This window comes from Rothia sp. L_38, from assembly GCF_050689125.1.
Lineage (GTDB): Bacteria > Actinomycetota > Actinomycetes > Actinomycetales > Micrococcaceae > Rothia.
This window is the reverse complement of sequence record NZ_JBOEQD010000006.1, coordinates 12451-35723: the sequence shown is the minus strand read 5'-3', so window position 1 is coordinate 35723 and position 23273 is coordinate 12451. Positions and strand designations below refer to the sequence as shown.

At 58.5% G+C, this 23273-nt stretch carries 23 protein-coding genes; 12 read left to right on the top strand and 11 right to left on the bottom strand.

Translation table 11 applies throughout. From position 1 onward, the window contains the following. Positions 1 to 82: 82 nt before the first annotated feature. The 7 genes from ACRCJM_RS05845 to dnaA all read right to left on the bottom strand — a co-directional run bounded on the left by ACRCJM_RS05845 (position 83) and on the right by dnaA (position 10632). Positions 83 to 589, bottom strand: coding sequence for a DUF3566 domain-containing protein (locus ACRCJM_RS05845; protein WP_237187036.1), 507 nt, complete (start codon positions 587 to 589; stop codon positions 83 to 85). Next, positions 579 to 3230 carry a DNA gyrase subunit A gene (gene gyrA / locus ACRCJM_RS05840; RefSeq protein ID WP_431464169.1) on the bottom strand — a complete coding sequence of 884 codons (2652 nt, stop codon included), beginning with the start codon at positions 3228 to 3230 and terminating at the stop codon, positions 579 to 581. The genes ACRCJM_RS05845 and gyrA overlap by 11 nt, the downstream gene beginning before the upstream one ends. Positions 3231 to 3304: 74 nt before the next feature. Continuing rightward, positions 3305 to 5332, bottom strand: a complete 2028-nt coding sequence (gene gyrB / locus ACRCJM_RS05835) for a DNA topoisomerase (ATP-hydrolyzing) subunit B (protein ID WP_237187034.1) — start codon at positions 5330 to 5332, stop codon at positions 3305 to 3307. A gap of 299 nt (positions 5333 to 5631) precedes the next feature. Then, entirely contained in the window at positions 5632 to 6225 is a 594-nt protein-coding gene (locus tag ACRCJM_RS05830) for a DUF721 domain-containing protein (RefSeq protein WP_431464168.1), read from the bottom strand. Between the two features lie 18 nt (positions 6226 to 6243). Continuing rightward, positions 6244 to 7437 (bottom strand): DNA replication/repair protein RecF, encoded by a 1194-nt coding sequence (gene recF, locus ACRCJM_RS05825; RefSeq protein WP_237187074.1) that lies wholly within the window; start codon positions 7435 to 7437, stop codon positions 6244 to 6246. A gap of 36 nt (positions 7438 to 7473) precedes the next feature. Continuing rightward, a complete protein-coding gene (dnaN, locus tag ACRCJM_RS05820) occupies positions 7474 to 8601 on the bottom strand; it encodes a DNA polymerase III subunit beta (RefSeq protein ID WP_431464167.1) in 1128 nt (375 codons plus the stop codon). Positions 8602 to 9060: 459 nt separating this feature from the next. Further along, the gene (dnaA, locus tag ACRCJM_RS05815) at positions 9061 to 10632 is read right to left on the bottom strand and encodes a chromosomal replication initiator protein DnaA (protein ID WP_431464281.1); all 1572 of its coding nucleotides are present in this window, start codon (positions 10630 to 10632) and stop codon (positions 9061 to 9063) included. A 496-nt stretch (positions 10633 to 11128) separates the two neighbouring features. On the opposite strand from dnaA, the gene rpmH reads away from it, so the two are divergent. The 6 genes from rpmH (at position 11129) to rsmG (ending at position 14369) form a co-directional block, all read left to right on the top strand. Then, positions 11129 to 11266: a 50S ribosomal protein L34 gene (gene rpmH / locus ACRCJM_RS05810; RefSeq protein ID WP_083091541.1), complete on the top strand. Its 138-nt coding sequence runs from the start codon at positions 11129 to 11131 to the stop codon at positions 11264 to 11266. Positions 11267 to 11361: 95 nt separating this feature from the next. Next, entirely contained in the window at positions 11362 to 11724 is a 363-nt protein-coding gene (gene rnpA / locus ACRCJM_RS05805; RefSeq protein ID WP_377127337.1) for a ribonuclease P protein component, read from the top strand. 3 nt (positions 11725 to 11727) lie between these two features. Continuing rightward, positions 11728 to 12132 (top strand): membrane protein insertion efficiency factor YidD, encoded by a 405-nt coding sequence (gene yidD / locus ACRCJM_RS05800; protein WP_431464166.1) that lies wholly within the window; start codon positions 11728 to 11730, stop codon positions 12130 to 12132. Positions 12133 to 12190: 58 nt separating this feature from the next. After that, complete coding sequence (gene yidC / locus ACRCJM_RS05795; protein ID WP_237205117.1) at positions 12191 to 13162, top strand: membrane protein insertase YidC; 972 nt, start codon at positions 12191 to 12193, stop codon at positions 13160 to 13162. 22 nt (positions 13163 to 13184) lie between these two features. Further along, a complete protein-coding gene (locus tag ACRCJM_RS05790; RefSeq protein WP_431464165.1) occupies positions 13185 to 13715 on the top strand; it encodes a protein jag in 531 nt (176 codons plus the stop codon). A 3-nt stretch (positions 13716 to 13718) separates the two neighbouring features. After that, on the top strand, positions 13719 to 14369 hold the full coding sequence (gene rsmG, locus ACRCJM_RS05785; protein ID WP_237205115.1) for a 16S rRNA (guanine(527)-N(7))-methyltransferase RsmG: 651 nt from the start codon (positions 13719 to 13721) through the stop codon (positions 14367 to 14369). A 65-nt stretch (positions 14370 to 14434) separates the two neighbouring features. On the opposite strand, the gene ACRCJM_RS05780 is transcribed toward rsmG, so the two are convergent. Then, a complete protein-coding gene (locus tag ACRCJM_RS05780) occupies positions 14435 to 14950 on the bottom strand; it encodes an N-acetyltransferase family protein (RefSeq protein WP_431464164.1) in 516 nt (171 codons plus the stop codon). Positions 14951 to 15076: 126 nt separating this feature from the next. Here ACRCJM_RS05780 and ACRCJM_RS05775 point away from each other — a divergent pair, with 126 nt between their 5' ends. From ACRCJM_RS05775 to ACRCJM_RS05750, 6 genes are all read left to right on the top strand, one after another. Continuing rightward, on the top strand, positions 15077 to 16123 hold the full coding sequence (locus ACRCJM_RS05775) for a ParA family protein (protein WP_431464163.1): 1047 nt from the start codon (positions 15077 to 15079) through the stop codon (positions 16121 to 16123). Positions 16124 to 16322: 199 nt separating this feature from the next. Beyond that, entirely contained in the window at positions 16323 to 17432 is a 1110-nt protein-coding gene (locus tag ACRCJM_RS05770; protein WP_431464162.1) for a ParB/RepB/Spo0J family partition protein, read from the top strand. A 459-nt stretch (positions 17433 to 17891) separates the two neighbouring features. After that, positions 17892 to 18320 (top strand): hypothetical protein, encoded by a 429-nt coding sequence (locus ACRCJM_RS05765; RefSeq protein WP_431464161.1) that lies wholly within the window; start codon positions 17892 to 17894, stop codon positions 18318 to 18320. A 16-nt stretch (positions 18321 to 18336) separates the two neighbouring features. Beyond that, on the top strand, positions 18337 to 18615 hold the full coding sequence (locus tag ACRCJM_RS05760; RefSeq protein ID WP_431464160.1) for a hypothetical protein: 279 nt from the start codon (positions 18337 to 18339) through the stop codon (positions 18613 to 18615). A 97-nt stretch (positions 18616 to 18712) separates the two neighbouring features. Then, complete coding sequence (locus ACRCJM_RS05755; protein ID WP_431464159.1) at positions 18713 to 19498, top strand: helix-turn-helix domain-containing protein; 786 nt, start codon at positions 18713 to 18715, stop codon at positions 19496 to 19498. Positions 19499 to 19680: 182 nt separating this feature from the next. Then, positions 19681 to 20340, top strand: a complete 660-nt coding sequence (locus ACRCJM_RS05750) for a hypothetical protein (protein WP_431464158.1) — start codon at positions 19681 to 19683, stop codon at positions 20338 to 20340. 143 nt (positions 20341 to 20483) lie between these two features. Here ACRCJM_RS05750 and trxA read toward each other — a convergent pair whose 3' ends face one another. The 3 genes from trxA to ACRCJM_RS05735 form a co-directional block, all read right to left on the bottom strand. Further along, a complete protein-coding gene (gene trxA / locus ACRCJM_RS05745) occupies positions 20484 to 20804 on the bottom strand; it encodes a thioredoxin (protein WP_185173759.1) in 321 nt (106 codons plus the stop codon). 35 nt (positions 20805 to 20839) lie between these two features. Beyond that, positions 20840 to 21874: a thioredoxin-disulfide reductase gene (trxB, locus tag ACRCJM_RS05740; protein WP_431464157.1), complete on the bottom strand. Its 1035-nt coding sequence runs from the start codon at positions 21872 to 21874 to the stop codon at positions 20840 to 20842. 93 nt (positions 21875 to 21967) lie between these two features. Then, positions 21968 to 23230 carry a serine/threonine protein kinase gene (locus tag ACRCJM_RS05735; protein ID WP_431464156.1) on the bottom strand — a complete coding sequence of 421 codons (1263 nt, stop codon included), beginning with the start codon at positions 23228 to 23230 and terminating at the stop codon, positions 21968 to 21970. Positions 23231 to 23273: the final 43 nt, after the last annotated feature.

Here is a 23273-nt window from a genome sequence, read left to right as displayed (position 1 = left end):
TCTGAGACACATACCCTGAAAGGGTGTTTAAAAGCTTCGTGGCGCCCTGAATCTACAGGGCGCCACGAGGCAGGGTTTTGGTTTATTCGTCGGTGAGGGTTACGCCCACGCCGCCAACCAGCTTGGCTGCCACGTTGTAGAGCATGGCTGCCAGGGTGCCGAGCAGGGTGAAGAGCACGACGTTCACCACGGAGATGATGGTGCTGTAGAGAGCTACCTGGCCCAGTGAGAGGTACTGGGAGATGTCTACGGCGTCACCGGTGGTACCGAGCAGGGTCAGCAGGTCATTGAGGCTCTGGAAGGCACCGGTGGCCTGCATGACGAGCCAGAGAATAACGGCTGCAACCACGGTAGCGATACCGATGGCGACCGAGAGCAGGAAGACGAGCTTGGCGACCGAGAAGGTATCTACCTTGGCAACGACCAGGCGAGCGCGACGGATCTTGGAGCGGGGGGCGGGGCGCACCAGCGGCTTACGCTGGGCACCTGCGGACGCCGCACTCTGGGGGCGTGCCTTACCTTGGGCAGCGCGCGGGGTGCCGGCTCGCGGCGCTGGCCGCGGTGCGGTTCCGGTGCTTTTAGTGCTCACTCTTACCTCCAAGTGCGTCTGCGGTGTCGGCTACTGCCGGGGTGGTGTTGTTTTCTAAAGGTACTTCATCTGCCGGCTTTTCGGGACCTTCGGCGCCGTTTTCGTCGGTGTCGTCTGCCTCATCGATGTTGCGCTCGTAGTTGCGGGCAACTTCGAGGATCTCGTCATTCTTACCGGGCTTGGCGAAAATAACGCCCATGGTGTCGCGGCCCTTGGCCGGTACTTCTGAGACCGAGGTACGCACGACCTTGCCGGACTGCATGACGACCATGACCTCGTCCTCTTCGCCCACAATCAGGCCACCGACGAGCTCGCCGCGGTCTTCAGCCAGCTTGGCGACCTTGATGCCGAGGCCGCCACGGCCCTGCACGCGGTACTGGTCAACCTGGGTACGCTTGGCGTAGCCGCCTGCGGTGACAACGAAGACGAAGGAGTCATCGGTAACGACGTTGGCTGAGAGTAGCTCATCGCCCTCGCGGAACTTCATGCCGGTCACACCGGAGGTTGCGCGGCCCATGGGGCGCAGGGCTTCGTCGGTGGCGGTGAAGCGCAGGGACTGGCCCTGGCGGGAGATCAGCAGCAGGTCGTCCTCGGCGCTGGCCAGCTGGGCTGAGACCAGTTCGTCGCCGTCACGCAGGTTGATGGCGATGACGCCGGCGGCACGGTTGGTGTCGTAGTCCGACAGGGCGGTTTTCTTCACCAGGCCCTTCTTGGTGGCCAGGATCAGGTAGGGGGCGTCCTCGTAGGACTTGAGTTCCATGACCTTGGCGATGGTTTCCTCGGGCTGGAAGGCTAGCAGGTTAGCCACGTGCTGGCCCTTGGCGTCGCGACCGGCTTCCATGAGCTCGTAAGCCTTGGTGCGGTAGACGCGGCCCAGGTTAGTGAAGAAGAGGATCCAGGAGTGGGTGGAGGTGACGAAGAAGTGCTGGACGACGTCGTCCCCGCGCAGGGAGGCACCCTTGATGCCCTTACCACCGCGGTGCTGGGAGCGGTACTGGTCGCTGCGGGTGCGCTTGACGTAGCCGCCGCGGGTGATGGTGACGACCATTTCTTCCTCGGGAATGAGGTCTTCCATGGACATGTCGCCGTCGTAACCCATGAGGATCTTGGTGCGGCGCTCGTCGCCAAAGCGGGCAACGATTTCAGCCAGCTCTTCAGAGATGATGGAGCGCTGGCGGTCTTCTGAGGCGATGATCGCGTTGTATTCGTCGATCATGCGCATGAGCTCGTCGTGGCGATCCTGAATCTTCTGGCGTTCCAGGGCGGCAAGGCGGCGCAGCTGCATGTTCAGAATGGCCTGGGCCTGAGCCTCGTCAATGTCGAGGAAGTCCATGAGGCCGGTGCGGGCGTCATCTGCGGTAGGGGAGCGGCGAATCAGCGCGATGACCTCGTCGAGGGCGTCGAGGGCCTTGAGCAGGCCGCGCAGGATATGTGCCTCTTCCTCAGCCTGACGCAGGCGGTAGCGGGTGCGGCGCACGATAACTTCGAGCTGGTGGTTGACCCAGTGGCGGATGAAGGCATCCAGGGAGAGGGTGCGGGGTACGCCATCCACAATCGCCAGCATGTTGGCTGAGAAGTTTTCCTGCAGCTGGGTGTGCTTGTAGAGGTTGTTCAGCACCACCTTGGGCACGGCGTCACGCTTGAGGACGATGACCAGGCGCTGGCCGGTACGGCCGGAGGTTTCGTCGCGCAGATCAGCGATGCCGGTGATTTTGCCGTCCTTGACCAGTTCGGCAATCTTGATGGCCAGGTTATCGGGGTTGGCCTGGTAAGGCAGTTCGGTGACGACCAGGCAGGTGCGGCCCTGGATTTCTTCAACGTTGACCACAGCGCGCATGGTGATGGAGCCGCGGCCGGTGCGGTAGGCCTGCTCGATTCCCTTGTGGCCCAGGATGGTTGCGCCGGTGGGGAAGTCGGGGCCCTTAATGCGGGCAATGAGGGCTTCGAGCAGCTCTTCATTGGAGGCTTCGGGGTTCTGCAGGAACCACTGCACACCGTCGGCTACCTCGCGCAGGTTGTGCGGCGGGATGTTGGTGGCCATACCGACCGCGATGCCCGATGAGCCGTTGACCAGCAGGTTGGGGATGCGGGAGGGCAGGACGACCGGCTCCTGGTTTTTGCCGTCGTAGTTGGGCTGGAAGTCGACGGCGTCCTCGGTGATATCTCGTACCATTTCGAGGGCCAGGGGGGCCATCTTGGTTTCGGTGTAACGGGGAGCTGCTGCACCGTCGTTACCGGGGGAGCCGAAGTTACCCTGACCAAGAGCCAGGGGGTAGCGCATGACCCAGTCCTGGATCAGACGAACCAGGGTGTCGTAGATAGCGGCGTCGCCGTGGGGGTGGTACTGACCCATGACTTCACCAACCACGCGGGCGCACTTGTTGAAGGAGCGCTCGGGGCGGTAGCCGCCGTCGTACATGGCGTAGATGACGCGGCGGTGCACGGGCTTGAGTCCGTCACGCACATCGGGCAGGGCACGGCCGATAATGACGGCCATAGCGTAGTCCAGGTAGGAGCGCTCCATCTCGGAGCGCAGGTCTACAACCTCAACGTTGCCGGCGGCAGGTGCCGGGGTTGCGTCGGTTGCAACGATATCGCCCTCAATGGGCTGGGGTGAGCTGGTGGTGTTCTCGTCGCTCATAAGTTCCTCGTTTTTCGTCCTTGATTTTTATATTCCATATTGGCTATATAGCGCTTAATTCACGCTAAAAAGCCTTAGATATCAAGGAAGCGGATGTCCTTTGCGTTCTGCTGGATGAATTCTCGGCGAGCCTCGACGTCCTCGCCCATCAGCACGGAGAAGATCTGGTCAGCCGCTGCGGCGTCTTCCATCTTGACCTGTAGCAGGGTGCGGCGTTCGGGGTCCATGGTGGTGTCCCAGAGCTCGGTGTAGTCCATTTCGCCCAGACCCTTGTAGCGCTGGATACCGTTGTCCTTGGGGATGCGCTGGTTCTTGGCGTAACCAGCTTCCAGGGCGGCGTCGCGCTCGGCGTCCGAGAAGACGTAGTCGTGCGGGGCGTTAGACCACTTGATGCGGTAGAGCGGGGGCTGGGCCAGGTAGACGTAGCCGGCTTCAATGAGCGGACGCATGTAGCGGAAGAGCAGGGTCAGCAGCAGGGTGGTGATGTGCTGGCCGTCCACGTCCGCGTCCGCCATCAGGACGACCTTGTGGTAGCGGGCCTTCTCGATGTCGAAGTCCTCACCGATACCGGTACCGAAGGCGGTAATCAGTGACTGGATTTCAGCGTTAGACAGGGCGCGGTCGAGGCGAGCGCGCTCGACGTTCAGCACCTTACCGCGCAGGGGCAGAATCGCCTGGGTTTCGGGGTTGCGGCCGCGCACGGCTGAACCGCCCGCGGAGTCACCCTCCACCAGGTAAATCTCTGAAATTGAGGGGTCCTTGGAGGAGCAGTCCTTGAGCTTGCCCGGCATGGAGCCGGTTTCAAGCAGACCCTTGCGGCGGGTGGTTTCGCGGGCCTTGCGGGCAGCCAGGCGGGCCTGGGCTGCGGTGATAGCGCGGCGGACGATTTCCTTACCGGTACCGGGGTTACGTTCCAGCCAGTCGCCCAGCTGGTCCATGGTCTCGCGCTGAACGAAAGCCTTGGCTTCGGAGTTACCCAGCTTGGTCTTGGTCTGCCCCTCGAACTGGGGCTCAGAGATCTTGACAGAGACCACGGCGGTCAGACCTTCGCGGACATCCTCACCGGTGAGGTTGTCGTCCTTCTCGCGCAGCAGCTTGTTGTCGCGGGCGAAGCGGTTGATCAGGGTGGTTAGAGCAGTACGGAAGCCCTCTTCGTGGGTGCCGCCCTCGTGGGTGTTGATGGTGTTGGCGTAGGTATGCACCGATTCCTTGTAGGCGGTGGTCCACTGCATGGCCACTTCCAGGCTCATCATGCGGTCGGTATCTTCGCTTTCGAAGGCGATGATGTCATCGTGCACGGTGGTGAGCTTCTTGGAGGTATTCAGGAAGTTCACGTAGTCGAAGAGGCCGTCCTTGTACATGTAGGTGACGGTCTTGTAGCCGTTGGCATCGGCACCCACCTGGTTGAGGGGCAGCTTCTCGGGCTTCTCTTCGCCGGTGACTTCATCCCCCTCGTGCAGCTCGCGTTCGTCGGTGAGCTGGATGGTCAGGCCCTTGTTCAGGAAGGCCATCTGCTGGAAACGGGCGCGCAGGGTCTCGAAATCGAATTCGACGGTTTCGAAGATTTCGGGGTCGGGGTAGAAGGTCTGGGTGGTGCCGGTTTCGTCGGTGGCCTCCCCGCGGGTGAGGGGCTTGACGGTATGGCCGCCGTTGGCGTAGCTGATGTGCCACTTGTAGCCCTGGCGGCGCACCTCGGTTTCGACCTTAGTCGAAAGCGCGTTAACAACGGAGATACCCACACCGTGCAGGCCGCCGGAGACCGCGTAGCCGCCGCCGCCGAACTTACCACCGGCGTGCAGGATGGTCATGACGACCTCGACGGTGGGCTTCTTTTCGGTGGGGTGCTCATCGACGGGAATGCCTCGCCCGTTGTCGGCAACTCGCACTGCGCCGTCCTTCTGAATGACGACCTCGATCAGGTCGGCGTGCCCTGCCAGGGCCTCATCGACGGAGTTATCAACGACTTCGTAGACCAGGTGGTGCAGGCCGCGTTCGCCGGTTGAACCGATGTACATACCGGGGCGCTTGCGCACGGCTTCAAGGCCTTCGAGGACCGTGATGTCGGCGGCGCCGTATTCGTGGGAGGTTTCTTCAGTTGCCACAGGTAGTTAGGCTCCTTGCATGGTCGGTCTCGCACCGGCGGCCGTTCAGCGCGGACGCCCGCGCTCAAGGCGGCGGGGTGGGGCTACTGTACGGGCGGGCAGGCGCGCGTATTCTGCTCTCAATTCTACCGCACAGGGCTATTTTTGAACCTGTTTTGTGATGTTTTAGAGGGGTACTTAGGGCCAGAAGAGCCCTAGCTCGCTGCTAGAGCGACCGGAACCCCGATGCTGTGGGTTCTCACAGGGTCAGGGGGTCAGGGGCGCAGAAACGATTTTTGTAATTTGCACCCTTGGGTTTTCTACCCGTAGGTATCGCGGGGGCCGCGCCCGCCGGGGGCAACCCGCCGTCCTTTTTTCCACGAGGGGGCTGCTGGCCCAAAGGCGCGCACGTCTTTGACGACATCGTCCCCCAGCTCCCCGTTGAAGCGGCGCATGATGTCGTATTTCATCTGGCGAATCTGCACGGCCCAGGCGGTTGATTCGCAGCGGACGGTCATCACCCCGTCTTCAAAACTCTCGGGGGTAGCTTTCGAGGCGATTTGGGGGCCGACCAGTTTGTCCCAGCGGGCCATAACCGAGGAAACCGCTAGGGGAGTGGTCCAGCCCCGCTCCATAATGACGCGGTCGAGCAGGCCACCGAGGCTCTGCGGGTCGCGGGCGCTGGGGCCAGCTCCGGTATAGCCACCGAGCTGGCCGGTTGATTCTGTTGAGGCATAGCGACGCACTTTGGTGCCGGGCTCAGCGTTCATGACGCGGCCGAAGTCCTTGATAATTTTCCGACCGGCAGCGCCCTGCACCCGGTGTTCACCGCGGGCTTCTTTGGCAGCCCGGATGCGGCTGAGCAGGGCATGGGGAGCATCCACTGCTTCTACATCATATTCTGAATCAACCATATTTACCCCGTTGCCCAATTATTCCTGATTTGGAATATTACCTAGTGGGGAGCTTTCCACTCGGGCCCTGCCGGGTTCAACCCTGACCAGGGTAATCTCTCCCAGTTCTTCAGGGATATCACTTGCTACAGCACAGGTCACCAGCACCTGCTCAGCACCGGCAACAATAGCACCCAGCTTATGGCGGCGGGCGGTATCGAGCTCAGCAAAGACGTCATCAAGAATCAAGATGGGGGAGGCGCCGGGGGCATCGTTATCTGCCAGGTGCACGTACCAGGAGGCCAGCTTCAGACCCAGGGCATACGACCAGCTTTCCCCGTGGGATGCAAAACCCTTGACCGGGATGCCACCGAGTTCCAGGGCAAGATCATCGCGGTGGGGTCCCACCAGGGTCACGCCGCGCTCCAGCTCTTCCCGCTGCTTATCGGCAAAACCGCGCAACATAGCCTCCCGCAGATCATCTACCCCCATCAGGGCTGCGGTCGGCAGAAGGTTAGCTGAAATCGGCGGGAAAACAGTGGAATCGTACACCAGGCTCACATTCTTGGAACCGTCCGTGAGCTCGGTATAGGCCCTCTGTAGTTGCGGCAGAAGCAGGGCCAGGGTGCGTAGTCGGGCCTGCAGAAGGTGGGCACCGGCGTCCGCCAGCTGCTTGTTCCAGACCTCCAGGGTGTAGGAGTCCTCGGCCCCGGTGCTGCGCCGCGAGCGCATGGATTTGAGCAGGGAATTCCGCTGGCGCAAAACCCGCTCGTAGTCCGCCCGGTAGGCGGCAACAGAGGGGCGCAGGGATACCGCCAAATCATCAAGGAAACGGCGTCGCCCGGCGGGGTCCCCCTTCACCAGCTGCAAATCCTCGGGTGAGAAAAGCACGGTGCGAGTGACGCCCAGGGCTTCACGGGCGCGGACGGGCGCCGCCCGGTTGATGCGTACCCGGTTGCTTTTGCCGGGGGCTAGTTCAAACTCAAGGACGGTCTGCTGGTTGCCGCGGACCGTGCGGGTGCGGATGTAGGCGCGGTCAGCGCCCACACGTACCAGCGGGGCGTCCTGACTAACCCGGTGAGAAGCCAGCTGCGCAGTGTAGTCGATGGCTTCAACGATATTGGTTTTGCCCACCCCGTTTGACCCGAGAAAGACGGTGACGCCGGGGGTGAGGGGAAGAGTCAGGAGCTGGTAGGTGCGGTAGTCCATCAACGAAAGATGGTCGATGTACAGCGCGCCCTCCTTGAGATAGCGGTTTGACCTGCGGTTTTACTGGTTCTGCAGGCGGATAGGCATGAGCAGGTAGCGGTAGTTCTTCTCATCTTCAGCCTGCCAGTCGTCCTGCTCAGAGAGCACAACGGGCTTGCGGGGGTCGGTGAAGGAGAAGCGCACGAACTTGTTGGCTGCGAAGGTGTGCAGACCTTCGGAGAGGTAGCTGGGGTTGAAGGCTACGGTGATGTCGTCGCCGTGCAGGTGGGCCTGCAGCACCTCGGTTGCCTGGGCGTCCTCGCCGGTGCCGGCGTCCAGGGTGACCTGGCCCTGGCTGAAGGCCAGGCGGACGGGGGTGTTGCGCTCAGCGACCAGGGAGACACGGCGGACGGCTTCCATCAGGTCTGAGGTACGGACGATCGCGTGCACGGGGGTGACTTCGGGGAAGAGGGAGCGAATCTTGGGGTATTCGCCGTCGACCAGCAGGCTGGTGGTGCGGCGGGAGTCAGATTCAAAGCCGATGAGCTCGTGGGCATCTGACAGGGCGATGGACAGTTCTCCTGCACCCCCCAGGGTCTTGGCGACCTCAGAAAGGGTCTTAGCCTTGACCAGCGCAGCGGTTGAGATAGAAGCGTCTGCGGGGTTCCAGGTCAGCTCGCGCATAGCCAGACGGTAGCGGTCGGTTGCGAGCAGGGTAATCTGGTCACCTTCGATTTCCATGCGCACACCGGTCAGAATCGGCAGGGTATCGTCCTTGGACGCTGCTACTGACACCTGGGTAACAGCCTTGGCGAACTCAGAGCCCTCAACGGTACCTGATACCGCGGGGAGGGCAGGAAGCTCGGGGTAGTCAGCTACAGGCATGGACGACAGGTTGAAGTTAGAAGAACCGCAGGAGAGGTGAACCTTGCCCTCACGCAGTTCAAAGAGCACGTCAGACTTGGGCAGTGAACGGCAGATATCGGCAAGCAGACGGCCAGATACCAGGGCTTCGCCCTCTTCAGCGATATCGGCTGCGATGTTGAGCTTAGCTGAGGTCTCGTAGTCGAAGCTGGCGATAGACACTTCACCGGCTGTTGCCTTGATGAGCAGGCCAGAGAGTACCGGTACAGGCGGACGGGGGGAGAGGGAGCGGGCAGTCCAGCTGACGGCCTCGGCCAAAGTATCGCGTTCGACAGTAAATTTCACTGGAGCACCTTCCAAAGCTTTAAACATGAGAAGCCCTTAAACGGGCACAGTTCAGGTGTCCAGTCTACCGGACTACCGTGGCACTAAAGCTGTTTTTCTGTAATTACAAGCCGTGACCCTTAACCAAAGAGCCCTCACGAAAATCTGTAATTACAAGAGCCCAACCCCGCCCGGCAGCACGAGCACAGATTTTTTGTTATTTGACGTTTTTTCTTTAAGAATCGTAGTGTTAATAACCCTTGTGAAAACTGTGGAAAACCCCGTTTGAGCCCGGAATCTCAACCAAGTGCTTGTGGGGTGCCTGTGCAGAAAACCCGCCTCCACTGTGAATGAATAGTGGATGGATATTTATGCAATCATCGAACTGCACAGGCTTTGCATATTCATGCACTTAACATCCACATTAAAACCCCTTAAGTCTCAAAGTTATCCACAGCCCTATGACTAGGCCTTTTAGGGTTAGGATGCGTCGCGAGACCCCTGCTTAATACGGTTGGTAAGCTCTGTGACCTGGTTAAAGATAGGTCGACGCTCCGCCATGAGGTTACGAATCTTGCGATCTGCGTACATCACGGTGGTATGGTCACGGTCGCCCAGCTCCTGCCCGATACGGGGCAGCGACATATCGGTGAGCTCTCGCAAGAGATACATGGCAATCTGACGCGCGTTCACCAGAGTACGGCTACGGGACTTCGACCGCAGATCATCAATCGTCACGTCAAAGTACTCTGCCGTCGCCTGCAACACCTGCGATGCCGTAATCTCCTGGGCACCGTCGTCCAGCAACAGATCCTTGAGCACCTGCTCCGCCAGCTGCATGTCCACCGGCTGCCCCTGCAAGGAGGCAAAAGCGGTCACACGAATCAGTGCGCCCTCCAGCTCACGAATGTTGGTGGAGATGTGCGAGGCAATATATTCCATCACGTCATCGGGCACATCAAGACCCTCGTTCTGGGCCTTCTTACTCAGAATCGCGATACGGGTTTCAAGCTCCGGCGGCTGAACATCGGTAATCAGACCCCACTCAAAACGCGAGCGCATACGCTCAGCAAAACCGGTGAGCTGCTTGGGCGGTAGGTCAGAAGTAATGACCACCTGCTTCTGGTGATTATGCAGGGCGTTGAAGGTATGGAAGAACTCTTCCTGGGTGCTGTCTTTCCCCGCCAGGAACTGAATATCGTCGATCAGGAGCATATCGACATTGCGGTAAATCTGCTTGAACGTGATGCCGTTGTTATCGCGAATGGAGTTGATGAAGTCGTTGGTGAACTCTTCAGAATTCACGTAGCGCACCCGCAAACCGGGGTAGAGGCTCTTAGCGTAGTGGCCGATGGCGTGCAGCAGGTGGGTCTTACCCAGACCCGAGCCGCCGTAGATAAAGAGGGGGTTGTAGGCAGACGCCGGGGTTTCGGACACCGCGAAGGCAGCCGCATGGGCAAAACGGTTGGACTGGCCAATCACAAAGCTATCGAAGGTGTACTTGGGGTTCAGGCGCGCGGTGGAGTCCCAGGTCTTTGCCTCCCCAGGCTCTGCGGGGGCCTCGACCAGCTCGCCTGCCTCAACAGGCTCTTCAAGAGGCTCTGCCTCGTGGTTGACCTGGGCAAACTCGGGGGCCGCCGGTGTCTGTCCAAAGGCGGGGGCGGCGTCCGGACGCTGGTGGGCAGCGTCGTCGAAACCGGCACGGGAAGCCTGCTCCCTCTCAGCGGGCGCAGGGAAAGACGGAGCAACAGGACGTTCCGCTGCGGGCAGCACCACCTTCTCAGGAGAATTCTCGAGGCTGGTATCAATAATGAAAGCCTCGGTCACCCCCTGGCCAAAGGTCGCAGTAATAGCCTCCTGCAGGGTCTCCTTCAGCTCGTGCTGAAAAATATCGCGGGTAAACTCGCTCGGCACCGCAATCAGCAGCACATTACCCATAAAAGCGTGAGGCTGAGCCAGGCCAATATGCGCGCGGTGACGCTGAGCCACCGAAGTATCTGCCCGCAACAGGGTTACCAGGTGCATCCACTTCTTCTGAAGCTCCGGGTCCATATAATCGCCCACTGGCTCTCCTTTAATCTCAGGTCACGCAAAAAACTTACCCACAGCTTAGCCGCAGGGCCCACCGATTTATCACCATGTTATCCACAGGGTGGAAAACTTGTGATTTAACGAGGGGAGTACCTGTTTACAGTATGTGATTAAACCGCGTACCGCTAGCTCAAAGCCGCAGTTTTTGTAACTTACAACTTTCCCCGGTGCGCCTGTGGATAACTCTCGCTAGGGCGAGCGCGCTCGCAAGCTATCCACAGGTGTGGGCAAACTCTCCCACCTACCTGTGATTAAAGACCTACCCCTAGCGGGCTTGACCTTATATCGCAACCTCTTCTAGAGTTGTTTAGTCAAAGTGTGCTAGGACTATGCCTATATCTAAGGCCTGATATCCGCCCCTTACGCGGCGGAGCTAACACACGAGCAAGAAGCGTCAACCTGTTCGAAGAACTGTTGAAAGGTTGGCCCCCGTACCAACCATTTTTGGAGTAACCAAATGAGCAAGCGGACTTTCCAGCCGAATAACCGCCGCCGCGCCAAGAAGCACGGCTTCCGTCTTCGCATGCGCACCCGTGCAGGCCGCGCCATCCTCGCGAACCGTCGTTCAAAGGGCCGCGCAAGCCTCTCAGCATAAGGCTTCACATCTCCTCGCCTCGGCCTAGCCCCTTGTGCAGGCCAGCGTGATCACGCAGCCAGCCGAGAGACGACCGAAAAGACAAAGGAGACTACGTGCTGGCACAACAGCACCGGATGCGAGCTTCGGCTCAATTCTCAGCAACTACACGTTCCGGCGCCCGCTCAGGGCGTCGGAACTTAGTTCTATATACAGCCAAAACAGGCGAAGAACCAACCATCATCGGTTTCATCGTCTCCAAGGCCGTCGGTAACGCCGTTACCCGCAACAAAACCAAGCGACGCCTCCGCGACATCATCGCCCCCTTCGTCGCCGAAAACCCCACCGGCTACCGGGTGGTTGTGCGCGCCCTGCCGCCGGCAGCGTCCGCCACCTACACCGACCTCGAAACAGACCTGACCAGCGCGCTGGCCACCACCCTCAAAAAACTCGGTGCCACCGCCCGAGAGGAGCTCTAACCTATGAGCACCTCCCACCAGCACCCCGCCGGGGCGCCCACGGACGAAGACGTCCTGCTCGATAACGCCCCCCACGAATTCGTCGTGCCCACCACCATCGTTCAGGCAGCTATCACCCTGCCCCAGAACGTCCTCATCGCTTTCATCAAGGTCTACCGCGCCATCGTCTCGCCGCTCTACGGCAACGTCTGCCGGTACTATCCGAGCTGCTCAGCCTACGGGCTCGAAGCACTCACCACCCACGGCGCCATACGCGGGCTCTCACTGACCGTCCGCCGCCTACTGCGCTGCCACCCCTGGGCCACCGGAGGCCTTGACCCGGTTCCACCCGGACGGCGCACCTTCGCCCCCGGTACCGAACCCAAAATAATACTTCTAAACCACCCGCACCAGCACCTGAACTACTAACAGGCACTGGCTGCAGTCCACCACAACCGGCTCACACACCCGAGCCAGGGAGAGAACTATGTTCGACATCATTCTCTGGCCCTTCAAATGGATCGTTTCGGCGATTCTCTGGGCATTCCACGAACTCTTCACCGCCATCGGTATGGACCCCGCGTCCGGCGTCACCTGGGTGCTGGCCATCATCGGCCTGACCCTGGTCATGCGAACCCTCACCATCCCGCTCTTCATGAAGCAGATCAAGGCCATGCGCGGTATGCAGGAGCTACAGCCTGAACTGGCCAAGCTTCAGGCCAAATACAAGGGCAAGACCGACCAGCTCTCCCGCCAGGCCATGGCGCAGGAGCAAATGGAACTCTACCGCAAGACCGGCTCCAACCCGCTGGCTTCCTGCATGCCTATCCTGGTGCAGATGCCTATCTTCTTTGGCCTCTTCCAGGTACTCAACGGCGTACCCAGCGCAGCTGCCAACAACGAGAGCATCCTCATGCTCTCCAACGACAAGGTTGAGCAGTTCAACGATGCCTACATCTTCGGCGCCCCCCTCTTCTCCACCATGATGCGCCCCGGCGACGGCAACCACGCCGCCACCATCATCATCGCCGCCATCATGGTTGTGCTCATGAGCGCCACCCAGTTCTACATCACCAAGCAGCTCTCTGTGAAGAACATGTCGGACGCCGCCAAGCAGTCCCCCATGTACCGCCAGCAGCAGATCATGCTCTACGTGCTGCCCCTGGTCTTCGCTATCTCGGGTATCAACTTCCCCCTGGGCGTGCTCGTCTACTGGACCGTCTCCAACTTCTGGTCACTGGGCCAGCAGTACTGGGTCATCAAGAACAACCCCACCCCCGGTTCTCAGGCCGAGCGTGAGCTCAACGAGCGCCGCGCCGCCAAGGGTCTGCCCCCCGTTGGTAAGACCAAGGAAGAGCACGAAGCTGAGCTCGAAGCCCAGCGTGAGCGTGCCAACCGCGGCCAGCGTCAGCAGCCTATGAGCAAGAAGCGCCAAAAGCAGCAGAACAAGAAGAAATAGCGGCAGCTACAGGAGGAACCCCATGACTGAAGCCTACGAAGAAACCGCTGCAGACGACGTCCTAGATATCGACCCCGAGCAGGGCTTTGAGGACGAAGGCGACATCGCCGCTGACTACCTCGAAGAACTTCTCGACATCGCAGACATCGACGGCGACATCGACATCGAGGTGCGCAACGGGCGCACCTACCTCTCGGTTGTAACCGAGGACGGCAATAACACCGAACTCTCTGCCCTCGTGGGTGAAGACGGTGAAGTGCTGGACGCCCTGCAGGAGCTCGTGCGCCTCTCGGTGCTAGCTGCCACCGGTCAGCGTACCCGCCTGATTCTGGACATCGCTGAGCATCGTGCCGGCCGCCAGAAGGCTCTCGTGGACATGGCTGAAACCGCCATTGCCCGCGTCAAAGAAACCGGTGACGACGTGCACCTGGAGCCCCTGGGCTCCTACGAGCGCAAGCTGGTACACGACATCGTGGCAGCCCACGGCCTCCACTCCGAGTCCGAAGGCGCTGGCCCCGACCGTCACATCGTCATCATGCCGGCGGAGGACTAAACCATGAGCGAAGCAACCACCGACCTTCCCGAACTGGCTGGCCCTACCCTGGTAGCTGCCGACCAGATCTTCGGTGACCGCCTGCCCCTGGCAGAGCGCTATGTGGAGCACCTGGCTACCAGCGGCATCGAACGAGGCCTGATTGGCCCCCGCGAGGTTCCCCGCCTCTGGGAGCGCCACGTGCTCAACTGCGCCGTGGTTGAGGAGTTCATCGAGGACGGTGCCCGCGTCGCCGACGTGGGCTCCGGTGCGGGCTTGCCCGGCCTCTGCCTGGCTATTGCCCGCCCCGACCTTAAACTGACCCTCATCGAGCCCCTGGAACGCCGCGTCATCTGGCTAACCGAGGTTGTGGACGACCTCGGGCTGGATAACGTCGAGATCCTGCGCTCCCGCGCCGAGCAGGCCGTGGGGCAGGTCGAGGCTGACTACGTGACCGCCCGCGCCGTTTCTGCCCTGGTAGGCCTGCTGGACATCACCCTGCCGATTCTGCGTGGCACCGGCCAGCTGCTAGCCCTCAAGGGTCGTAGCGCGGCTGATGAGATCACCAAGGCTAAGAAGAAGCTCAACAAGTACGGCGCTCGCGAGACCGAAATTCTGGTCGCTGGCGAGACCCTGCTCGAAGAGCCCACCACCGTGGTGCGAGTAAGCCTCTAGGTTTTAGACCAGGACGGCACAGCCCGGCTCCCCTGACAAGGGGAGCCGGGCTTTTTCTTATGGGCCTAGCGGGGATCCCTTCTGAAGATGAACTCAAAGTCCCGGGTGCTGCCCACCTCGAAGTAGTAGTCGCCCACCCGTTTAAAGCCGTAGCGGCTATAGAGGCGCTGAGCCCCATAGTTTTCAGACCAGACGCCCAGCCACAGGGTGCGCTGTGGCTTGTCCTTGAGAAGCCACTGGAGGGCCTTTTCAAGGAGTTGGGAGCCTAGACCCTGCCCCTGGTGCTCAGAACGCACATAGAGCCGCCTAATCTCTCCATCAGTGCTTTTGAGCTCGGGGTGGGGGAGATGGGCGGAGGATGCTACTACGTAGCCGATGAGGTTGCCGCCCTGCTCCGCTACCCAGATGCCGTAGTCGGGGCTGGCGATATCACGCGTATATCCCGCCTCTGTGTAGGCCTCGGCCAGGTAGGTGGCTAGGTCTTCTGGTGGGTAGTAGGTAAAAGTTTCAGAGAAGGTTTCTGCTGAAAGGACGGCCAGGTTGGCGGCGTCTTCTGGGCGGGCTGGTCGAATGATGGTCATGGTTTGTGATTATAGAACTGGCGGGGTGTTTCACGTGAAACGTGGGGAAATATTTATTTAAACAACCTATAAATAGTGTTTGCTATTTAGTGATTCAGACGGCCGGGTATAAGCAGGTAACCTTAGATGAGCGAGACCATCACACCTACCGAGGGAGCACAGCCGGTGTCTACTATCTCCAATATTCCCGATTTTGGGTTACCACCTGAACCTCAGGATGCCTCCGCAAAGCCCGACCGCGGCTCACATGTTTCACGTGAAACACGTGAAAAGCTAGAGCGTGCTGACCTTGCGTCCGCCCAGAATAACCCCATTAGCCAACAGGCCCGCTCTGCCAAGCAGCAGTTTGAAGCGCTGGCAAGCGAGACTCTCAGCCGCCCCCACGAGACTCGTATCTTTACTATCTCCAACCAGAAGGGTGGGGTTGGTAAGACCTCAACCGCTGTCAATCTAGCTGCCGCTCTCGCCCTCAAAGGCATGAATGTTTTGGTGATCGACAACGACCCCCAGGGTAACGCATCTACTGCCCTAGGCATTGAGCATGGGGTAGAGGTTCCTTCAACCTACGATGTTCTGATTGACGATAAGCCCCTGGCCGATATTGTGCAGCTCTGCCCCGATATCGAAAACCTCTGGTGCGCTCCAGCCAATATCGATCTTGCGGGAGCCGAGATTGAACTGGTTTCTATGGTGGCTCGAGAGACCCGTTTGAAGACCGCTGTCTCTGATTATGCTGCTGCTCGAGAAGCTGCCGGGCTGCCGCGTCTGGACTACATCTTTATCGACTGCCCTCCCTCCCTGGGGCTGCTCACCATCAATGCCTTCTGCGCCGCCCGGGAGGTGCTCATTCCCATTCAGTGTGAGTACTACGCCTTAGAGGGGCTGAGCCAGCTGCTCAAAAATATTGGCATGATTCAAAAGCACCTCAACTCTGATCTGCACATCAGCACTATCTTGCTCACCATGTACGACGGTCGCACCAACCTCTCATCCCAGGTTGCTGACGAAGTGCGGGAGCACTTCCCCGATCAGGTGCTCGATACCGCTATTCCCCGGTCTGTGCGCATCTCTGAAGCCCCCAGCTATCAACAAACGGTGATGAGCTATGACCCTACCTCACCCGGCGCTGTGGCTTATTTGAAAGCCGCCATGGAGATGGCAAAAAGAGTATAAACACAATATCAAAGATGTTTTAGCAAACATTTACAGAAAGCCCCAGCGGGCTCGCAGCGAGCGTGAGCTTGCTGGGTCTCTCGGATAAGCTCAGTGAGAATAGCGGCGCCTTGTGTTTACACGGGGCGCCGTTGGTCTACGCAGCGCAGTTGACTCCACTAGACTTGGGTGGAGAAAACTTTTGAGCACGGAGGTCAATGTGGCAGAGAAAAAACGCGGTCTAGGTCGGGGTTTGGGAGCCCTCATTCCGGAGAGCACAAAGCCCCCGGTCGAGAAGAAAGAAAACGCTCCGGTAGATAGTGAACAGCTCGATCTGGGCCTAGGTGTGGAGGTTCCTGCCCCCGCTCAAAAGAGTGTTTCACATGAAACATCCAAGAAGAAGCGGGCGGATATGGGAGCTGCCCTCCGCACCGCAACCAGTTCCCGGCGTCCTGTCGATTTCTTCTTCGGCGACGAAACCGCTGCAGCAGGAGACGGCCTTGTGCCTGTGCCGGGCGCTGATTTTGCGACCCTGAATGTCACCGATATTCACCCCAATCGTAAGCAGCCGCGCACCGACTTTGACGAGCACGATATGCAGGAGCTGGTGCACTCTATTAAAGAAATCGGTGTACTCCAGCCGATTGTTGTGCGCCCCAGCCGGGAAAAGGGTGCTGAAAAGTACGAGCTCATCATGGGTGAGCGCCGCTGGCGCGCTACCCAGCGGGCGGGCCTGATCACCATTCCTGCGATTATTCGTGAGACCCAGGACGAAGACCTGCTGCGGGATGCCCTGCTGGAGAACCTCCACCGTTCACAGCTCAACCCCATAGAAGAAGCTGCCGCCTACCAGCAGCTTCTGGAAGAGTTCGGGACCACCCAGGAGCAGCTGGCCCAACGTATTGGTCGCTCTCGCCCACAGATTTCAAATACTATCCGCCTGCTGAAACTGCCTGCCCTGGTCCAGCGTCGGGTTGCTGCCGGTACTATTTCGTCGGGGCACGCACGTGCTCTACTCGGGCTGAAAAAGGCCGCTGATATTGAGACTCTGGCTCAGAAGATTGTGAATGAGGGCCTGTCTGTGCGAGCTGTTGAAGAGCTCGTGTCAGCTGGTAGCTCTGCTGCCCCTGAGCGTGCTCAGAAGACCACTAAGGTGCAGGACCACTCAGAACGTCTGGATTATCTGGCCGATGCTTTGGCCGACAAACTGGATACCAACGTCAAAATTAATCTGGGAGCTCGTAAGGGCAAGATGACCATCGAGTTCGCCTCGGTGGATGACCTCAATCGAATCCTTGATGTTATTGATCCTAAGATCAAGAAAAAGTAGGGGGGCGGGCAGTCCATACCGCTTTACTCCTCCTTGCTAGCTAGGATCGGCACCTGCGTGAAATGTAGGTGCCGCTTCTTTATGTTTCACGTGAAACGGGACGCACGAGGGGTTTCCTCAACGAAAATCAGGGTTTTTGGGGCTGGTAGAGAGGTAAAAAGCGCTGTGAGGCTCTGTGCGGGCTTTGAAAGACGTGAGGCTTACTTGGATATGGGGAGGGGAGAGTTAGGCCGGGAGAGGGGTTTCTGGGGCTTCAGTTTTTTGCTGCTAGAGCGCAAAATCGTATGAATTCCTTGTTGCGTTGCATTCAGCAGATCTTTGTCTGGCCCCCTGGTAGGGGGGGCTTATCTTCTGCTTCCCGGTGAAATGTCTGTGAGGGCGTGAAATGTGGGCGTAGAGAGGTGGTGGTCGTGAATACCGCATGTTTTACACTGGGTGTATCACAAGGAGGTGGTGGTCGTGAATTTTTTCTATGAATTTATTTCCTGGTTTGGTGTTTTTATTATTTACGGTTTGATGTTTCTTGCCTCTGTTATCGTTGTGCGCCGTGTGGTTATTAAAGAAAAGCCTAAAGCGGGAAATTCTAAAAATAAATCTGCTGCTAGTAAGGGTGATATATCTTCTGGTAATAAATCGACGCTGGGTGATGCTTTAGCCCAGCCCATGGAATTATATGGTTCTTCTTTTGCTCCCGGCCGATCGGTTAGGCTCGAAGTGCCCCGAAAAACGGCCGCGAGAGCTCATCAATCTATGATTCTGGCAAAGACCCTCTTGAGTCAGAAAAACAACCTTAAAGAATCAAGTTTGTTTAAATTGAAAGGTCATTCCTCCGTTTCACGTGAAACAGAACCTGGTTGGTACGCTCAGTCATCGCTGACTTTCAACTGAAAATAGAGATTGGAATATGTCGAATAAATTATTTTTTGCAGCTCTTCTTATATGGATATGTGCTGTAGGCGCTGAATTGTTTATTTTCTCACAAACGTTTACCTCATGCCCAACTAATCTTGATTCCATTTATGGTGAAGCAGGCTTTTCATTTATTCCTTTAGGGTATACCTGCACATGGGAGAATCTCCCTGAGGGTGCGGTAATAAAAAGTTATCCATCTCTATCAACCCTGCTGGCACCGCTGGTGCTTTTATTGTGGGGATTTAGTCTTCTTGGAAAGAAAATAAAATAAGATTCTTGTGAAACGAATGGAGTGACATTTCAAAATATGTGTTGCGTGTGTGCGCCGTCTGTTGCATATATGCAACAGATATTTTAGGGTGGGACATGTGGATATATCTGAACTCATCAGTGAAGCAGCCAAACAGCCTACCCAAACAGCTCGAAAAGCCGGTATAGCTCGCTCAACCTTGCTCCGAATAACCCAAGAAAAAACGGAGCCCACACCCGCGACCTTGCGCGAAATAGCACTAGCTCATGGGTATGATCTCAGCTGCTCCATCAGGCCAGCCTCAGACCCCTGGGCTGTTACTGCAGCTCGTTATCTTCTCGACCCTACCCTGCCGGAAAACCTGCCTCAAACTCGTCCAGAAGTAGCCCAATGGTTAACTCGCTATGAGCGGTGGGAAATTATCCCCACCACCCCAGAAGCTCCCCTTGACCCTGAAAAAATTGCTGAAAAAATCGCTCCTTACGGAAACCTGGCCCAGCGGCAGGGAGTGCGTTTCTACGCGCCAGCTCCTTCGATGTCACCAGCCGAACTTGCCTTGCGTGTAGCTTCAGCAGGAGATCAAAGCAAAGCCTCCTGGGCTCTTTCTGGTGCCCCCCTTGCCTCGCACCTTTTGGGGAAGCAAGCTGTTTTGGCTCCCATTGTTCTCTGGGTAGCAGAAAACCTTGAGCTAGCAGCTCAGAACCTTTCTCTAAACCTGGTCGAAGCCACAAATTTTCAACCTGCAGGAATTGTTCTAGCGCAGGCTGAAACCTATGAGCTCGAAGGAGCCACTCATGAAGGAGGCATAAACCTAGTTTCCCCCGTCCAAGGCATACTTGACCTGCACTCTCTTAGCTTTGGAGCATTAGCCCGCCAGATAACAAGCCAGTGGGGTGAAAACTAACCATGAGTCTCCCTCCTCGCCGCATACATTGGGGCAACGGTAACCCTTCGGGCAGCTCTTTACAGCCGTCCCAACCTGAAGGATTTATAGCTCCCCAAGATGAGCGGCACACGACAGGACGCATTTTTTGGAACGGCCCTATAGATACTTCCTCTATCTTGCCTAGTGAGCCTGGGCGAGCTGTGGCACGTTTTAAACACAATTTGAACGAGCTGATTTGGAATACTGCAGCCTTAGAAGGAAATGCTTTCACTCTGCCAGAAGTCATTACCCTGCTCGATGGAGTAACGGTGGGCGGGAAAAGCATTGAAGATGAGGAGCAAATTTTTGCCTTGAGTGAGGGCTACAACTTCGTTGCAGAGCATGTTGAGTCCGGAACATTTGAACTAACCAGGGAGTTCTCCAATCAGGTTCATGCCCTTGTTGCCCGGCATGAAGCTATCGAGAGCGGGCTTTTTCGAGGTCAGGGAATTGTGACCGGCGGAGGAAATGTGCGCCTCTCTCAAGGTGGCGTCATTGACGGCGATGATCACGGTGAGAACGGGGAAAAACTTCTAGCAGACTACGCAAACCTCCTGGCTGCCTTAAGCCAGATAGAAGACCCTCGGGAGCGGTCCCTTGCCTACTTTTGTTCCGCAGTGCGATCTCAGTTCTATTTTGATGGAAACAAACGTACCGCCCGATTGATGATGGCAGGAGAGCTAATGTCGCATGGCTTTGACGCCATCAATATTCCCTTTGTTCGACGGCTAGAGTTCAACCAGGCGCTTGACACCCTCTTCACTCGCGATAATGCAACACAGCTCATGCGTTTTCTCGTATCCTGCACGCTTCGTCCCTAGTTATCAGGCGGTCAATCTGCTGAGTTTCACGTGAAACATTCCGACCCTCTTCTGATGTCTCTGGCAGTCATCTGTGGCCACAAACAAGCCCCTCAGCAGGAAGCTGAGGGGCTTGTCAGGGGCGTCTAGAGAAGAAGCAGAGCCTACTTGAGGAACTCCGCGAACTCCTGCTCCAGGGCAGCCTTGGGCTTAGCGCCGACGGTCTGCTTGGCAACCTCGCCGTCCTTGAAAACATAGATAGCGGGGATAGAGGTAATACCGTATTTCATTGCGGTGGCGGGGTTGTTCTCAACGTCGAGCTTGAGTACCTTGACCTTGTCGCCGTACTCTTCACCGAGCTGGTCGATGATAGGGCCGACCATGCGGCAGGGGCCGCACCATTCAGCCCAGAAATCGACGATGACGGGCTTGTCTGACTTCAGAACCTCGTCAGCAAAAGTAGCGTCAGTAACCTGCTGTGCCATGATAAATAACCTTTCGTAGAGGGGGTAGAGGAGGCTTAGAGGGCCTCGAGGTAGTGCTGGGCATCCAGGGCTGCGACGCAGCCTGAACCGGCTGCTGTGATGGCCTGGCGGTAGGTGGGGTCGATGACGTCGCCTGCGGCAAAGACACCCGGGATAGAGGTACGAGAAGAACGGCCCTCAACGGCGATCGTGCCGGCTTCGGTCAGGTCCAGCTGGCCCTGAACCAGGGAGGTACGGGGGTCTGAGCCGATAGCAACGAATACACCCTCAACATCCAGGGAGGTTTCCTCACCGGTCTTTACATTCGACAGGGTCAGGCCGGAGACCTTCTCGCCACCGTCGATAGTCTTAACAACCGAATCCCAGATGACCTCAATCTTCTCGTGGGCCAGAGCTCGCTGAGCCATAATCTCTGAGGCGCGGAAAGAATCGCGGCGGTGAACTAGGTAAACCTTCGAGGCAAAAGAGGTCAGGAAAAGGGCCTCTTCGAGGGCGGAGTCGCCACCGCCAATAACAGCCAGGGCCTTCTCCTTGAAGAAGAAGCCGTCGCAGGTTGCACACCAGGAGACGCCGTGGCCAGAAAGGCGGGCTTCGCCATCCACGCCCAGCTTGCGGTACTCAGAACCGGTGGAGATGATAACGGTCTTGGCCAGATGAACTGACCCGTCGGTCAGAATAACCTTCTTAACATCGCCCTCCAGCTCAACCTCGGCAACGTCCTCGTAGCGGATATCCGCACCAAAACGCTCGGCCTGGGCACCGATGTTGGTCATCAGCTCTGGGCCCTGAATGCCGTTAATGAAGCCGGGGAAGTTCTCGACCTCGGTGGTGGTCATCAGGTCACCACCGGGGGAGATAGAAGAAGCAAAAAGGACGGGCTTGAGATTGGCCCGTGCGGTGTAAATAGCGGCGGTGTAGCCCGAGGGGCCTGAGCCCACGATGATGACGTTGTGGACGGGCTGGTCGCCGCTCTCGGCGGTGGCGTCGGGGGCAGTGGTAGTGGCCGCTCCTGCCAGGCTGAGGCCGGCAGCAGCGCCGCCGAAGAGGCCTCCGAGTGCGTTGTCGGTCATTGTTCTCCTTGGTGTTGGTAGTGCGCTATAGAAAGGAACGGCGGGTGGGTGGGGTTTATTCCCAACCCACCCGCCGGCGGTGTAGCTAGTGTGTTACTTGACGGAAATTTCTGCCAGTCGCAGGCCGTAGACGTAGCCCGGGACGATGGGCTGGCTCAGCTGCGGGGCGCTGGTGAACTGAACGATGATGTATTCGGTCTTGCCGTCCTGGGCGTCCTTGTCGAGCTGGACGGTGGTCTCACCGGTGGCTGCAAAGCTGCCAGAGCCGATTTCGGTGGCCCCGTCGATGGAGGCTGAGTCGTTGGCGTAGATAGTGAATGCGCCGCCTACACCTGACACCTGGTTGATGGTGATGCTGTTGACGGTGGTTGCCTCATCGAGCTTGGCTGAGAGATAGAAGGAATCGGTCAGCCCACCGAAGTTCGCTGAGCCAAAGGCCAGGGAGAGCCAGGTGGTGGAGGCATTGCCGTCGGTCAGGTTGTCCAGCAGGGAATCGCTTTCAGCCATGAGGGTGGGAGCGGACGGAACCGTGCGGGTGAAGGTTCCCTCAATCTTGGGGGTGGGTAGGGCGGTTTCGCTGGGGGTTGCTGAGGCGGACGCACTGGCTGAGGCGGACGCGGACGCGCTCGCGGAGGCGGTAGCTACGGCGGTACCGTTAGCGTCGAGTACCTGCTTTGAGGCCCCGGAATCCACCATGCCGCCGAGGCTGGCGAAGACGGCTCCTGCGCCGATAACTAGCAGCAGGACAGCAGCGATGCCGACTACCCACACGCCACCGTTGCGTTCAGTGGATTCTTCGCCCTCGTAGTAGCCCTCTTCTTCGGCATCGTATTCTTCGAACTCGTCGGCGGGCTCTTCTTCAACGGTGGAGAGATTGCGGGTGGCTGAGATGGAGGTGGCACCCGCTGCCGCTGCTGCACCTGCCGCGGCGGTGGCGTCCTGACCCTGCCCGGAGGGCTTGCCCTTTGCCACCACGTAGGTGTTGGGGGCAGTCATGGAACCGGTATCACCAAAGATCTCTTCGCCGAACTCTTCGGCAGAGTTGCTCTCGCCCTCGGTCAGTAGTACATCGAGTAGGGTGTCGGGGCGGGAATGAGAGGTAATCAGGTAGGTGCGCTCGCTGTGGTTGCCTAAATCGAGTACCTGCACCGCAGAACGGGAAAGTGCGCTGGAATTGCGGGCGTTGGTGACCAGAAGACGGCTGTGGTCGGGGGCGGCCACAACAATGGAGACCTTGCGGCCGAGGACCGTGTCAAGGCCGTCGAGCACGGCGTCGCCCTTGGCTGTATCGAGCAGGTGCGCGGTGACTTTGTAGCGATCTCCCAGCAGGGTGTTGAGGGGAATCTGCTGTGTCAAGTGGGGCCTCCCGTTGCGAATGGGTGAGTGATTGGTTAGGTTA

Coding starts and splice junctions, on each gene's coding strand:
- gyrA (WP_431464169.1), bottom strand. CDS start 3,230: ATGAGCGACGAGAACACCACCAGCTCACCCCAGCCCATTGAGGGCGAT.
- ACRCJM_RS05830 (WP_431464168.1), bottom strand. CDS start 6,225: ATGGTTGATTCAGAATATGATGTAGAAGCAGTGGATGCTCCCCATGCC.
- dnaA (WP_431464281.1), bottom strand. CDS start 10,632: ATGGACCCGGAGCTTCAGAAGAAGTGGATGCACCTGGTAACCCTGTTG.
- rpmH (WP_083091541.1), top strand. CDS start 11,129: ATGAGCAAGCGGACTTTCCAGCCGAATAACCGCCGCCGCGCCAAGAAG.
- yidD (WP_431464166.1), top strand. CDS start 11,728: ATGAGCACCTCCCACCAGCACCCCGCCGGGGCGCCCACGGACGAAGAC.
- yidC (WP_237205117.1), top strand. CDS start 12,191: ATGTTCGACATCATTCTCTGGCCCTTCAAATGGATCGTTTCGGCGATT.
- ACRCJM_RS05790 (WP_431464165.1), top strand. CDS start 13,185: ATGACTGAAGCCTACGAAGAAACCGCTGCAGACGACGTCCTAGATATC.
- rsmG (WP_237205115.1), top strand. CDS start 13,719: ATGAGCGAAGCAACCACCGACCTTCCCGAACTGGCTGGCCCTACCCTG.
- ACRCJM_RS05780 (WP_431464164.1), bottom strand. CDS start 14,950: ATGACCATCATTCGACCAGCCCGCCCAGAAGACGCCGCCAACCTGGCC.
- ACRCJM_RS05775 (WP_431464163.1), top strand. CDS start 15,077: ATGAGCGAGACCATCACACCTACCGAGGGAGCACAGCCGGTGTCTACT.
- ACRCJM_RS05760 (WP_431464160.1), top strand. CDS start 18,337: ATGTCGAATAAATTATTTTTTGCAGCTCTTCTTATATGGATATGTGCT.
- trxA (WP_185173759.1), bottom strand. CDS start 20,804: ATGGCACAGCAGGTTACTGACGCTACTTTTGCTGACGAGGTTCTGAAG.
- trxB (WP_431464157.1), bottom strand. CDS start 21,874: ATGACCGACAACGCACTCGGAGGCCTCTTCGGCGGCGCTGCTGCCGGC.